We start from the raw sequence: 12,784 nt of genomic DNA on the forward strand, positions 1-12,784 counted from the left end.
AGGGTGGAGACGAAAATGAACTGCGTGAAGCAGCTCGGCCAGCGGCTGATGTCGCGGGACTTCGACCGCCAGGTGGCCGAGGTCCAGATCCGGGTGGCTGTGCTGAACCGCTTCACGGCGCTCGGCATCCCGATGACCGTGGCCGCAGGATAGGTGTGTCCGGGGAAAGGGGGGACTGCGGTCATCAGCTGATTTGCGCAACAGTGCCATGCTGATTAGGTCGTAATTTCCGTTGCCATTGCTTTGCATCCCGACAACAGTCCCACCGCCTGCAGGAGTCGGCGCGTAGGCTTCAAGTAGGATATCGCCGTCATAAATGTCAGCTCCTACAACTTCCTCTGGATCAAAGCTGAACAGAAACTCAAAATTATCAGTCTGTTGTCCTTGGGGCATGGTTTTTCTCCTCCTGACATTTTTTGAATACCTACTTAGTTCAGCGCGCTCCTTTTCTTACGGAAATTGAACATCGCGCTGCTTGGCCCGAACTTGTCACTCAGAGAGCAGTCTTCGCCCTCTAGCAAGAATTGCATTGATGCGGATCAACCTAAGATTGTTCTTATCCCCGCGAAACTACCCTGTGCATTAGGAAAACGGCTCGCAACGATCGTCTGCTTAAGTGCGCCCTCCGTCGGCCAGCACGCCGAGATTGCTGCGGAGCGGGTTGAGCGGCTGCTCCGGAGAAGGCTGCAGCGCGGCGTAGCTGGACTCTGAATGGCCGGTCTAGGGAGCGACCGCTCGGCCCTGGCGCTGGCTGGGCCGGTTTACCAAGGACCGCTTCCTGCGCTCTTCGCCAGCAGGGGCGGCAACGATGAGCGGCCGGACTGGCATGGCCCAGCTAGGTCGGCCTCGTCCGACCCAAGATCGGCGCGAGCGGCCGCTTCTGCCGGTTTCCGGGCGCGGTGCCTTCGGGAGGGCAGCATGTCGCACCGCGTTGCTTTCAAGCGTTTTTCAGTTGGCGGGCTGAATGGCGGGTAAGCCGCCCCCATCCAAAAATTTCACAATGATCTCAAGGATAGGTGGCGGAGACGATGGGATTCGAACCCACGAGACGGTTTCCCGCCTACTCCCTTAGCAGGGGAGCGCCTTCGACCACTCGGCCACGTCTCCGCTGACCCGTATAGCCGGGCATGGTTGCGAAGTACAAGGTGAAAATGCGAGAGAATTCACCCTGCCCTTGCGGCACCGGAATCCTGCGTAAATTCATTGATATATTTATGTTTTCCCAACCTTTTGCCGGGAAGCGCCGCGGGATCCGGACAGACACCACCCGCCAGCCGCCGCCCCCCATGGCCTCCCCAGGCCAACGCCGCACGGCACCGAGCCTAGCCGTGACCGGCAAGAGGTCCTGCCCCGGCCATGGCGCGCCCGCCTGGCCGTCCTCGCAAATGCGTCTGCGCCGCACCCATCGCACCCGTGCCCATCCCGCCCGTCCCGGCCCGCCCCCCGGCAACACGGACGGCCGCTGCACTGGCAGCGGCCGGAGCAGGACAGGGAAAGGGCCGCCTCCTTGCGGGGCGGCCCTCGATCCATTCGCGCGGGGGAACGGTCAGTCCTGTTCGATCGACAGCGCCACGAAGCGCGGCTGGTCGTTGCGGCGCACAAGCAGCAGCAGCGACTTGCGCCCTGCATCCTTGGCCTCGGCGATCTGGTCCTCCAGCCCGCCGATGTCGGCAACCGCCTTCTGGCCGGCCTCGGTGATCAGGTCGCCGACCCGCAGCCCCTTCGCAAAGGCATCGCTTGCCTCGTCGATATCGGTGACCACGATGCCCTTGTCGCCGACCTTAAGTCCCAGCTCCTGGCGGATCTGGTCATTGAGATTGGCCAGGGTCATGCCCATGATCTCGCCCTCGGCAGGCGCGGCCTCTTCCGTCGTCATTGCCGCGGGCACGGCCTCGGCGGTCTCGCGGCGGCCGAGCGTCACGTCCAGCGCGACCTCCTTGCCGTTGCGGATCACCGTGACGGGCACGGTCTTGCCGACGGTGGTGTCGCCGACCTGGCGGACCAGGCTGCGGGTGTCGGTCACGTCGCGGCCGTCGAACTTGGTGATGACATCGCCCGACTCCATGCCGGCATCCATCGCCGGACCTTCCGGAACGTCGGTCACCAGCGCGCCCTCTGCCGACGCCAGGCCGAGCGCATCCGCCAGCTGGTCATCGACATCCTGGATGCGCACGCCCAGCCAGCCGCGGCGGGTCTCGCCGTATTCGCGCAGCTGGTCCACCACGCGGGAGACCACGTTCGAGGACATCGCGAAGCCGATGCCGATCGAGCCGCCGTTCGGCGAGAGGATCGCCGTGTTGACGCCGATCACGTCGCCTTCCATGTCGAAGAGCGGGCCGCCCGAGTTGCCGCGGTTGATGGCGGCGTCGGTCTGGATGAAATCGTCATAGGAGCCCTGCAGCGCCCGGGCCTTGGCCGAGACGATGCCGGCAGAGACCGAGAAGCCCTGCCCCAGTGGGTTGCCCATGGCCATGACCCAGTCGCCGACGCGCATTGCGTCGCTGTCGCCGAACTTCACGAAGGGCAGGTCCTCGTCGGACTTGACCTTGAGGAGCGCGATGTCGGTCTTGGGGTCGGTGCCGACGACTTCGGCATCGAGCGTCTTGCCGGAGAAGAACTCGATCGAGATCTCGTCGGCACTTTCGATGACGTGGTTGTTGGTGACGATGTAGCCGTCCGGCGAGATCACGAAGCCCGATCCCAGCGCCTGGCCGCGGCGCTGCCGCTGCTGGCGCTGCTGCGGGTTGTTGAACTCGCGGAAGAACTCCTCGAAGGGCGAGCCCTCGGGGAAGAGATTGCCGGGGCCGTTGTTCGGCTGTTCGGCAATGACGGTGGTTGTGGTGATGTTCACGACCGCGTCGCTGACATGGTCGGCGAGGTCGGCGAAGGAGTCGGGCGCGCTGCGGGCCTGGCCCGGCTGCGGGGCTCCCATGACCAGGGCGAGGCCGAGGGCGAGGGCCCAGACGGCCCGTCCGGGCTGGCGTGTCCACGTGGAGAGTTGGGTGCTCAAAAGCGCCTCCTTGAGATTGTGCCTGTGCGGCCGCGGGGCCGCGGGATCCGCCGCGAATGCCGACATGATAGCGCGAAAGGGCACGTGATGGGCAAGGGCCTGCCGAAAACATAACCGTAACGGGGTTATCACTTCCCTGCGAAAAACCCGGGAGCCGGGTCCGCAATCTGGGCGCGAAGCGCTTTTCCCTGCGTCAATCCCTGCGTGCCGCCCGGCCGGGACTCCGCCGGAACGCAAAAGGGCGGCCTTTCGGCCGCCCCGGATTCGCAGGACAAGCAGTCAGATCACTGGCCGGTGGTCTGCAGGTAGGCCACCAGGTCGGCACGGTCCTCGACCTTCTTCAGGCCGGCAAAGCTCATCTTGTTGCCCGAGATGAAATCCTTGGGGTTCGCCAGCCAGTGGTCCAGGTTTTCCGGGGTCCAGTCGCCGCCATGGCCCGCGACTGCGTCGGAATAGGCGAAGCCGTCGACCGAACCGATGGCGCGGCCCACCACGCCGTCCAGGTGCGGACCGGTGCCGTTGGTGCCGTCGAGCTTGTGGCAGGCCTTGCACTTGCCGAAGACCTTCTCGCCCTTGGACGGATCGGCCTCCGCCACCAGGGTCGCGAAATCGACCTGAACCTCGGGTTCCGCGGACTCGCCGCCGCCGCCGGTCTCGATCACATAGGCCTGGTCGTGCCCTTCGCCGTGGCCTCCGCCGGTCGAGTAGAGCAGTTCACCGGCCCAGCCGCCGAGCAGGAACACCAGAAAGGTCCCGCAAAGCCCCGCGGCAACCTTGGTGAACGTCATCGTGTCAAACATTTCGCTACCCCTGGGTTTCGATGGCCGTATGTAGCGGGTTCCGTTGGCTCACATCAAGGTGTAGAGCCGCGACGAAACGCGCAAATCGCATATCTGCGATCCTCCTTGCGCACGAGACTACAGAAGGAGTGAAGGCATGGTAAAGTACATTGCGTTCCAGGGAGAGCCGGGGGCCTACTCCCACCAGGCCTGCCGCGAAGCGCGGCCCGACTACGAGGTGCTGCCCTGCCGGACCTTCGAGGACGTCTTCGACGCGATGGCCGACGGCAAGGCGGACCTGGCGCTGATCCCGATCGAGAACACGACCTACGGACGGGTCGCGGACATCCACCGCCTGCTGCCGGGCTCGGGCCTGCACATCGTCGACGAGGCCTTCGTGCGGGTCCACATCAACCTGCTGGCCATGCCGGGCGCGACCCTGCGCGACGTGAAGAAGGCCCGCTCGATGTCGGTGCTGCTCGGCCAGTGCAGCGAGTTCCTGCGCGCCAACGGCATCGAGGGCGAGAACTGGTCCGACAATGCAGGCGCCGCACGCGACGTGGCAGCGCTCGGCGACAGCTCGGTGGCGGCGCTGGCCTCGGAGCTGGCAGGCGAGATCTACGGGCTCGACGTGATCGCGCGCCATATCGAGGACCAGTCGAACAACACGACGCGCTTCCTCGTCATGGACCACCATCCGGACCATTCGCGCCGCGGCACGCACGGCATGATGACCTCGTTCATCTTCCAGGTGCGCAACATCCCGGCCGCGCTCTACAAGGCGATGGGCGGCTTCGCGACCAACGGCGTCAACATGACCAAGCTCGAAAGCTACATGGTCGGCGGCTCCTTCACCGCCACGCAGTTCTTCGCCGAGATCGAGGGCCATCCCGAGGACGCGCCGGTCGCCCGCGCGCTGGAGGAGCTGCGCTACTTCACCTCGCGGATGGAGATCATGGGGGTCTACCCCGCCGATCCCCGCCGACAGGACACGGCCCTGGCCGCCGAATAGGCAAGGCGGCGGCTCCGGCCGCCGTCCGGACGGCGCGTCCGCGGACGGACCTCGCTCCGCGGATGCCAAGCGCTGCCCTGCCCCGCAGGCCCGGGGAGCCCGCCGCCCTTCAGCGCGACGGAAGGCAGTCAAGCGACCGGCGTTGTTGCAGAACCCATCGGATTCCGGGATTCACTGCGTGAATCCGGTGGGTTAAGAGCCTTCCATGACGAAGCCGGAACCCGCCCGCTACTGTACGACGAACTGGAAATCCTATAACCACGCGCTGAAGCGGCGCGGATCCCTGCTCGTCTGGCTGGACAAGGACATGACCTGGCTCGCGCCGAAGGCAGGCAAGCCCGGACGTCCACCCGTGTTCTCCGCCGCGGCTATCCAGTTCTACTTGATGGTGAAGGTCCTGTTCGGCCTGCCACTCCGGCAAACAACGGGCATGGTTTCCAGCATCCTCAAGATGGCAGGGCTGGACTGGCCGGTGCCGGACTTCTCCACGCTCAGCCGCCGACAGAGTGAGACGGGACAGTGGCCCCTGTGGGGCCGCGAAAGCCCGTCGAACAATCACCGTCCAGCTCTCGTCTCGCCGGGTGGCAAGCCCTCTGAACCTGCTGGCGGACAGTACCGGGATCAAGTTTCTCGGCGAATGAAGAGGGACCGTGGCGCCAGTGGCGCCGCGAAAGCCCGATGAATGAGTGGCTGGCGAGAAAGCATGGCACGCACCGCCGCCGCCAGTACCGCAAGGCCCATCTGGCGATGGACACGGCGACCGGCGACATCCGGGCGGTGGAGTTCACCTCCAGCCGCGAGGGCGACAGCCCGGTTCTGCCAGCGCTTCTCAACCAGATCCCGGACGGCGAGGAGATCGGCACTGTCACCGGCGATGGAGCCTTCGACACCCGCCGGTGACACTCGGCGGTCCTGGCGCGCGGCGGCACGGCGGTCATTCCGATCCGCAGAAACGGACGCCTCTGGAAGGAGGACTGCCCGGCAGCGATCGCCGGAAACGACATCCTGCGGGCGACCAGGCGCCTCGGCCGCGTTCGCCGGACTTTCGCGGCGCCACTGGCGCCACGGTTCCGGCTCACTCTGGAAGAAGTGGTCCGGCTACCATGTCCGGAGCAGGATCGAAGCCCGGATGAGAAACCTGAAGTCCTTCGGCGAGCGGATCTCGTCAAGGGACCCCGATCGCCAGACCGCCGAGATCCACATCCGGGTTGCCCTGATGAACCGCTTCAACGCCCTCGGCACCGCCGAGATCGAACGCGTGGCCTGACCTCAACTGGGGAAAGGGGCATCACGTCCTAACCCAGACTTCTGCAACAACGCCCAAGAGACCTCCCAAGCTGCGGCCGAAGGCGGACGCGGCAGCGCACCTCTCGCGCGGCAAGCTGGCGGCCAGCCCCCGACGGGCGGAGGCGCAGCCATTGCGCCGGACCGGCCGGAGCATCTGTCCCGGGCAACATGCGGCAGCCATTGCCGAGGCCGGACGCCGCCGGATCCCCCAGCCCACCGCGGAGCACGCGCTCGCACGGTCGCCTCCGCCGCGGCGCAAGGGGCGCGGAACAAGGCCCCGCAGGCAGCCAACCGCTTCGCAAAGTTCGGGCGCCTGCCATGGCTGCAGCCGCCGGGCAGCCGTGACGCGCTCAGGCACGGCCCGCTCGGCAGCAGCCGCTGAACGGGTCCCGGCCGGCAGGCGCCGCAGGGTGCGGCCGGGCGCCTTGCCGGGCTGCGCTCAGCGCAGGCCCAGCCTGCTGCGGGTGAAATTCACGACGCGGCCGTGCAGCTTCTGCTCCATCGTGCCCTGCGCCATCCGCAGGGGCTGCAGCATCAGCTTGGCCGCGATGCCGCGCGCCTCGACCCCGATCCCGTAGGCGATCGCGCAGCTCTCCGGCCCCTCCGCCTCGATATCGATGCGCACGTCCCCGAAGATGCCGTCCGACTCGTAGGCCAGCGTCAGCCCCTCGCCCCGGCGCACCTCGGAGACATGCAGCTTCACGTCGCGATGCATGCCCTTGACGCCGACCCCGAGCCGCCAGCGCGTCTCGGTCCCGTCCGGCCAGCCCGGGGCGAATTCGGCGACCTGCACGCCATGGCCCTTCAGGATGCCGGTCAGCGCCTCGTAATCGGTCAGGGCGGCAAAGGCCTGCCCGGCCGGCACCTCGTAGGTTTCGCGGCTGTGCAGTCTCATCGGCAGTCTCCGTCGGCGGACAGGCTGCCGAGCCGGTCGGCCAGCCAGTGGTCGAGCACGGCGCGGGCGATGGCGCCGTGCCGGGCGGGGGTGATCTCGGGATGCTCGCCGCGGAAGGACCGCGCCAGCTCCTCTCGGCTGACCCAGCGGGCGTCTTCCAGCTCCTCGGGATCGACGGTGATCCCGTCATCCAGCGCCTCGCCGGCCCAGGCCGTCATCAGCTGCGTCGGGAAAGGCCAGGGCTGGCTGGCGAGGTATCGCACGCGCCCGACCGGGACGCCCGCCTCCTCCAGAACTTCGCGGCGCACCGCCGCCTCCGGGGCCTCGCCCGGCTCGACGAAGCCGGCCAGCAGCGAATACATCCCCTGCGGCCAGCGCGGGTTGCGCCCCATCAGCACGCGGTTGCCATGGGTGACCAGCATGATCACCACCGGATCGGTGCGCGGATAGTGCTCGCCGCCGCAGGCCGGGCAGAGCCGCTGCCAGCCGCCCTGCGCCATCGCCGTCTTCGCGCCGCATTTCGCGCAGTAGCCATGCGTGCCGTGCCACTGGGTCAGCGCGCGGGCCACTGCGGCGGCCTCGGCATCGACCAGCGGCAGCCGGGTCATCACCGCACGCAGCTCGGCAAAGCGGGTGCCCGGCGGAAAGTCGGGATGGACCTGCTCGGAGAGATCGGCAAAGCGGTCCAGTTCCTCGCCGTCGAGCCCGGCAGGCTCCCAGCCGGAGATGTCGCAGGCGAAGCAGGGCGCGCCGTCCTCGAGCCCGAGGAAGATCGTCTCCGCCGCGGTGCCCTCCAGCCCCGGCTGGCCGGGCGGCAGCCAGGCAAGCCGGTCCGCCGGATCGCCCGAAACCAGGAGCTTGCCGCGCCAGACCGGCAGGATGCGTGCATCGGAGCGGGCCAGCAGCTCAGCCGCGCCCGCGCGAAGGTGCGCGGCACGGTCCAGATCGCTGCCCTGAAAACTGTAGCTGTCCATCTGCGCCATGCTATCCGCCGCCTTGCGAGGTTTCACCGGCGTCCGAATGACACAGGCCCCGGCAGCGCGCAATTGACCTGCCTCATGGCAGCGCATGGACAAGGACCGGATGCTGTTGATAGCAGTTGTCCCGAGGCCAGCAGGAGACGTCGTGACGCAGATAGACCTTCCGCCCGGAAATGCCGGACGCCCGCGCCTGGGGCTCCGGCTGCTGGGGATTTCCGACCTGCATGCCCATCTGCGCGCGCATGACTACGACACCGGCCGCAGCCTGCCCGCCGCGGGGCTGACAAGGGTGGCCACGCTGGTGCGCGAGGCGCGCGCCGACGGGCGGGCGTGCCTGCTCTTCGACAACGGCGACACGCTGCAGGGCACCGCGCTCGGCGACTGGGCGGCGGTCGGCGAGGGCGGGGACGCGCCCCATCCGGTGATCGACGCGCTGAACCGGCTGGGAGTGGATGCGGCCACGCCCGGCAACCACGACTTCAACTTCGGCCTGCCCTTCCTGCAGCGCGCCGCGGGCCAGGCCGCCTATCCGCTGGTCTGCGCCAACGTGCTGACCCGCCGCGGCACTTCCCCGGCCGAGGACGAGACGCTGCTGCCGCCCTGGACGATCCTGGAACGCGACATCGCGGATGGCAGCGGACGGATGCACCGCCTGAAGATCGGCGTCACCGGCGTCGTGCCGCCGCAGATCATGGACTGGGACCGCCGCATCCTGCACGGACGCGTCAGCCTGCGCGGCATCCGCGAGGCGGTCGAGGGCCACCTGCCCGCGATCCGCCGGGCGGGCGCGGACATCGTCGTGGTGCTCAGCCACTCCGGGCTGGGCGAGAACAGCGAAGATCCCCGGCAGGAGCAGGCCGCCGCCGCGCTGGCGCGGCTCGACGGCATCGACGCGATCATCGCCGGGCATTCGCATTGCCTGTTCCCGCCGCCCGGACAGCCCGCGGGCGGCGTCCGCGTCCACGGCACGCCGCTGGTCCAGCCGGGATTCTGGGGCTCGCATCTCGGCGTGATCGACCTCGATCTGGAGCATGACGGCGCGCGCTGGCAGGTCGCCGGGACCGAGACGCGGCTGATGTCGGTGGCCGACGCGTCCGGGGCGCCGGTGCCGGAAGATCCCGAGATCGTCGCCGCCAGCGAGGCCGCCCATGCCGCGGCCATGGCCTGGCTCGACCGCCCGGTCGGGCAGAGCCCGGTGCGGCTGCACAGCTTCTTCTCGCTGATCGGACCCGATGCGGCGCAGCAGGCCGTGGCCGAGGCCCAGGCCGCCGCCCTGGCCGAGCTGATCCGCGATACCGGACATGCCGGGCTGCCGCTGCTCTCGGCCGTTTCGCCGTTCAAGTGCGGCGGCAAGGCTGGCCCGCATTTCTACACCGACGTGCCGGCCGGGCCGCTGTCGCTGCGCCATGTCACCGATCTCTATCTCTATCCGAACAGCCTCTCGGCCGCGCTGGTCACCGGCGCGATGCTGCGCGACTGGCTGGAACGCGCCGCCAGCATCTTCGCCGCGATCGCCCCCGGCGAGCGGCGGCGCACGCTCGTGGCAGAGGGCCAGCCGGGCTACGAATTCGACACCCTCTTCGGCGCCAGCTACCAGATCGACCTGTCCGCCCCGGCCCGCTACGACCCCGCAACCGGCGCGCTGGCCGATCCCGGGGCCAGCCGGGTCCGCGATCTCCGGGCCGCAGGCCGGCCGGTCGCCGATGCCGACCGCTTCGTCGTCGCCACCAACAACTACCGCACCGGCGGCGGCGGCAACTATCCCGGGCTCGGCCCGGGCGCCGTGATCGCCGAGGCGTCCACTCCCGTGCGCGAGATCCTCGCCCGTCACCTCGCCGCCGCCCCTGCCCGGCCGCTTGCCGATCCGCCCTGGAGCTTCGCTCCGGTGCCCGGGGCCAGCGCGGTGCTGGCGACCTCGCCGCGTGCCCGAGGCGCGCCCGAGGAACTGGCGCGCGCCGGGCTGGCGGATCTGGGCGACCGCGAGGACGGCTTCGCGCTGTTCGAGCTGGATCTGGGCCGCGGGACGGGCTTTTCCGGCCGCCTCATGGAAAAGCAATCTGCCCGGTGATTGTGCACAATCTGCGGGGCGAACCGTATTTGATCGCACCGCAGGATTGTCCCCGCTGACAAGCCCGGCCGCCGCGGGCAGGCTCCGCGCAGCCAACACATTCCGGATGGGAGGTACGTCCGATCATGTTCCTGCGAGCCATGACCACAGCCGCCGCCTTCGGCCTCGGCGCGCTTGCCGCCCAGGCCGAAACCCAGGTGCAGCTTGCGCTGGACTGGAAATTCGAGGGTCCGGCCGCCCCCTATTTCGCCGCCATCGACAACGGCCATTTCGCCGCTGCTGACCTGTCGGTCGAAGTCGTCGCGGGCCAGGGGTCGCTCGACGCCATCCCGAAGGTGGCGACCGGCGCCTACCCGTTCGGCTTCGCCGACATCAACAGCCTGATCAAGTTCAAGGACCAGAACCCGGACGCACCGGTGATCATGGTCATGATGACCTATGACAAGCCGCCTTTCGCAGTGATCGGCCGCAAGAGCCTGGGCGTCGAGACCCCCGAGGATCTGGAAGGCAAGGTTCTGGGCGCACCGCCGCCCGACGGCGCCTGGGCGCAGTTCGGCCCCTTCGCCACTGCCAACGGGCTCGACATGGAGAAGATCAAGGTGGAGCCGGTCGGGTTCCCGACCCGCGAGCCGATGCTGGCCGAGGGCAAGGTCGACGCCGTGACCGGCTACAACTTCTCCTCCTACCTGAACCTCGCGCGCCTCGGCGTGCCGGAGGACGACATCTCGACCATCCTGATGGCGGATTACGGGCTGTCGCTCTACGGCAACGGCATCATCGTCAACACCGACTTCGCCGCCGCGAATCCCGGGCTGGTCAAGGGCTTCCTCGCAGCCGTCGCCGCGGGCTGGAAGGACGCGATCGCCGACCCGGCAGCCGGCGCCGCAATGGTGATCGAGCGCAATCCGGCCGGCGACGCCGAGCTGGAGACGCGCCGCCTGCAGATGGTGATCGACGCCAACGTCCTGACCCCATGGGTGAAGGAAAACGGCATGGGCGGTGTCGATCCGGACCGTTTCGCCGCCGGCCTGAAGCAGCTGGCCGAGACCTACGAGTTCCAGGGCGACGCGGACCCGGCCATGTACTTCACCGGCGAATACCTGCCCGAAGGCGGCTTCGCGCTGGACTGAGCGCCGCCCCCACCGCAAACAGACCTGTCGTGCCCCGGGCCCGCCCCGGGGCCTCTTCGTGAGAGGCACGCCCCATGTCCGCCGAGATCGAGCTCCGCGCCGTCACCCATGCCTACCGCACCGACAGCGGACCGCTTCCCGTCCTGAGCCATCTCGACGTCAAGATGCCGCCGGGCAGCTTCACCGCCTTCGTCGGCCCCTCGGGCTGCGGCAAGTCCACGCTGACCAAGCTGATCGCCGGGCTGATGCGCCCCGACGAGGGCCAGGTCTGGCTCGGCGGGCAGATGGTGAAGTCGCCGCGCTCCACCGTCGGCATGGCCTTCCAGAACCCGGTCCTGCTGGAATGGCGCTCGATCCTGTCGAACGTGCTGCTCCCGCTCGAAATCGTTCCCAACAAGCTGACCAAGGCGGACCGCGTGGCCCGCGCCCGCGAGCTTCTGGCCCTGGTCGGCCTCGCCGATTTCGAGGACAAGCGTCCCTCCGAGCTGTCGGGGGGCATGCGCCAGCGCGCCTCGCTCTGCCGCGCGCTGGTCCACCGGCCGCAGGTCCTGATCCTCGACGAGCCCTTCGGCGCGCTCGACGCCTTCACCCGAGAGGATCTGTGGCAGACCATGCACCGGCTCCGCGAGGAGGAGAACTTCACCGCCGTCCTCATCACCCATGACCTGCGCGAGAGCGTCTTCCTCGCCGACGAGATCGTCGTCATGTCCGCCCGCCCCGCCCGCGTCCAGTACCGGATGGAAAGCCACCTGCCGAAGGACCGCGATCTCGACGTGCTCTACACCCCGCAGGCGGTCGAAATGCTCGCAACCCTGCGCCACCAGATCCAGATCGCCCAGGGGAGGACCGCGGCATGACTGTCCTGCGCAAGATCCTCGTGCCCCTCGCGGCCATCGTGATCTTCCTGCTGCTCTGGGAGTGGCTGGTCTGGGCCAAGGGCTGGCCGGACTACAAGATGGCCTCGCCCTCCGACCTCTGGCCCGCGTTCTGGAAATACCGCTGGCTGTTCCTCGAAAACGGCTGGCAGACGCTCTGGCGCACCGTCGCGGGGCTGCTCTTGGCCGTCATCGTCGGCACCGGGATCGGCATGGTCATGGGCTTTTCCCGCATCGCGCGCGAGGGCCTCTATCCCCTGCTCGTCGGCTTCAACGCCATCCCGAAGGCCACCGTGGTGCCGATCATGGCGCTGATCTTCGTGGGAGAGCATGATTTCAACACGATCATGATCGCCTTCATGATCTCCTTCTTCCCGATCGCGGTCTCGGTCTCGATCGGCCTCTCGACGCTGGAACCCGAATACCGCGACATCCTGCGCTCCCTTGGCGCGTCGCAGTTGACGGTGTTCTGGAAGATCGCCCTGCCGAAGACCCTGCCCGAGTTCTTCGGCGCGCTGAAGGTGGCGGTGACGCTGGCGTTCATCGGCACGAACCTGATGGAGATCGTCTCCCCCCACGGCCGCGGCCTCGGCGCGCTGTTCGATAGCGGCAAGATCAGCGCGGATTATCCGCTGATGTTCGCGGTGCTGATCGCCTTGGCCTTCCTGGGGATCGTGCTCTACTATATCGTGGTGGCGCTGGAGAAGGTCTTCGCGGGCTGGGCGGAACGGGCGCCGGGATGACGCCG

Annotated in this window: 9 protein-coding genes, 1 tRNA gene and 2 pseudogenes; 7 read left to right on the forward strand and 5 right to left on the reverse strand. The window is 68.1% G+C overall.

Annotated features, from left to right (window positions below; genetic code table 11):
- Positions 1–153: pseudogene (locus HCC78_RS09385) on the forward strand (IS5/IS1182 family transposase); the annotation flags it as partial.
- An 864-nt stretch (positions 154–1,017) separates the two neighbouring features.
- Here the strand turns inward: HCC78_RS09385 and HCC78_RS09390 are convergent.
- From HCC78_RS09390 to HCC78_RS09400, 3 genes are all read right to left on the reverse strand, one after another.
- Positions 1,018–1,107 (reverse strand) — tRNA-Ser (locus HCC78_RS09390).
- A gap of 439 nt (positions 1,108–1,546) precedes the next feature.
- Positions 1,547–2,932: a DegQ family serine endoprotease gene (locus HCC78_RS09395; protein WP_253949116.1), complete on the reverse strand. Its 1,386-nt coding sequence runs from the start codon at positions 2,930–2,932 to the stop codon at positions 1,547–1,549.
- Positions 2,933–3,294: 362 nt separating this feature from the next.
- Positions 3,295–3,810 (reverse strand): cytochrome c family protein, encoded by a 516-nt coding sequence (locus HCC78_RS09400; protein WP_172328514.1) that lies wholly within the window; start codon positions 3,808–3,810, stop codon positions 3,295–3,297.
- 136 nt (positions 3,811–3,946) lie between these two features.
- Here HCC78_RS09400 and HCC78_RS09405 point away from each other — a divergent pair, with 136 nt between their 5' ends.
- A complete protein-coding gene (locus HCC78_RS09405; RefSeq protein WP_172328515.1) occupies positions 3,947–4,801 on the forward strand; it encodes a prephenate dehydratase in 855 nt (284 codons plus the stop codon).
- A gap of 205 nt (positions 4,802–5,006) precedes the next feature.
- Positions 5,007–6,068: pseudogene (locus HCC78_RS09410) on the forward strand (IS5 family transposase).
- Positions 6,069–6,527: 459 nt separating this feature from the next.
- Here the strand turns inward: HCC78_RS09410 and HCC78_RS09415 are convergent.
- Together HCC78_RS09415 and nudC are read right to left on the reverse strand one after the other, a co-directional pair.
- On the reverse strand, positions 6,528–6,983 hold the full coding sequence (locus tag HCC78_RS09415; RefSeq protein ID WP_172328516.1) for an SRPBCC family protein: 456 nt from the start codon (positions 6,981–6,983) through the stop codon (positions 6,528–6,530).
- Positions 6,980–7,966 (reverse strand): NAD(+) diphosphatase, encoded by a 987-nt coding sequence (nudC, locus tag HCC78_RS09420; RefSeq protein ID WP_172328517.1) that lies wholly within the window; start codon positions 7,964–7,966, stop codon positions 6,980–6,982. The genes HCC78_RS09415 and nudC overlap by 4 nt, the downstream gene beginning before the upstream one ends.
- 142 nt (positions 7,967–8,108) lie before the next feature.
- Here nudC and HCC78_RS09425 point away from each other — a divergent pair, with 142 nt between their 5' ends.
- From HCC78_RS09425 to HCC78_RS09440, 4 genes are all read left to right on the forward strand, one after another.
- Positions 8,109–10,031, forward strand: coding sequence for a bifunctional 2',3'-cyclic-nucleotide 2'-phosphodiesterase/3'-nucleotidase (locus HCC78_RS09425; protein WP_172328518.1), 1,923 nt, complete (start codon positions 8,109–8,111; stop codon positions 10,029–10,031).
- A gap of 125 nt (positions 10,032–10,156) precedes the next feature.
- Positions 10,157–11,161, forward strand: a complete 1,005-nt coding sequence (locus HCC78_RS09430) for an ABC transporter substrate-binding protein (RefSeq protein ID WP_172328519.1) — start codon at positions 10,157–10,159, stop codon at positions 11,159–11,161.
- 74 nt (positions 11,162–11,235) lie between these two features.
- A complete protein-coding gene (locus HCC78_RS09435) occupies positions 11,236–12,018 on the forward strand; it encodes an ABC transporter ATP-binding protein (protein ID WP_172328520.1) in 783 nt (260 codons plus the stop codon).
- Positions 12,015–12,779, forward strand: coding sequence for an ABC transporter permease (locus tag HCC78_RS09440; RefSeq protein WP_172328521.1), 765 nt, complete (start codon positions 12,015–12,017; stop codon positions 12,777–12,779). Before HCC78_RS09435 ends, HCC78_RS09440 begins: the two co-directional genes overlap by 4 nt.
- The last annotated feature ends 5 nt before the right edge of the window (positions 12,780–12,784 follow it).

Source organism: Mangrovicoccus sp. HB161399 (assembly GCF_013184745.1).
GTDB lineage: Bacteria > Pseudomonadota > Alphaproteobacteria > Rhodobacterales > Rhodobacteraceae > Mangrovicoccus.

What these genes read in the sequence shown, in the direction of transcription:
- HCC78_RS09435 (WP_172328520.1), top strand. Translation starts at nt 11,236, where the DNA reads ATGTCCGCCGAGATCGAGCTCCGCGCCGTCACCCATGCCTACCGCACC.
- HCC78_RS09395 (WP_253949116.1), bottom strand. Translation starts at nt 2,932, where the DNA reads ATGGGAGCCCCGCAGCCGGGCCAGGCCCGCAGCGCGCCCGACTCCTTC.
- HCC78_RS09400 (WP_172328514.1), bottom strand. Translation starts at nt 3,810, where the DNA reads ATGTTTGACACGATGACGTTCACCAAGGTTGCCGCGGGGCTTTGCGGG.
- HCC78_RS09430 (WP_172328519.1), top strand. Translation starts at nt 10,157, where the DNA reads ATGTTCCTGCGAGCCATGACCACAGCCGCCGCCTTCGGCCTCGGCGCG.
- HCC78_RS09415 (WP_172328516.1), bottom strand. Translation starts at nt 6,983, where the DNA reads ATGAGACTGCACAGCCGCGAAACCTACGAGGTGCCGGCCGGGCAGGCC.
- nudC (WP_172328517.1), bottom strand. Translation starts at nt 7,966, where the DNA reads ATGGCGCAGATGGACAGCTACAGTTTTCAGGGCAGCGATCTGGACCGT.
- HCC78_RS09405 (WP_172328515.1), top strand. Translation starts at nt 3,947, where the DNA reads ATGGTAAAGTACATTGCGTTCCAGGGAGAGCCGGGGGCCTACTCCCAC.
- HCC78_RS09440 (WP_172328521.1), top strand. Translation starts at nt 12,015, where the DNA reads ATGACTGTCCTGCGCAAGATCCTCGTGCCCCTCGCGGCCATCGTGATC.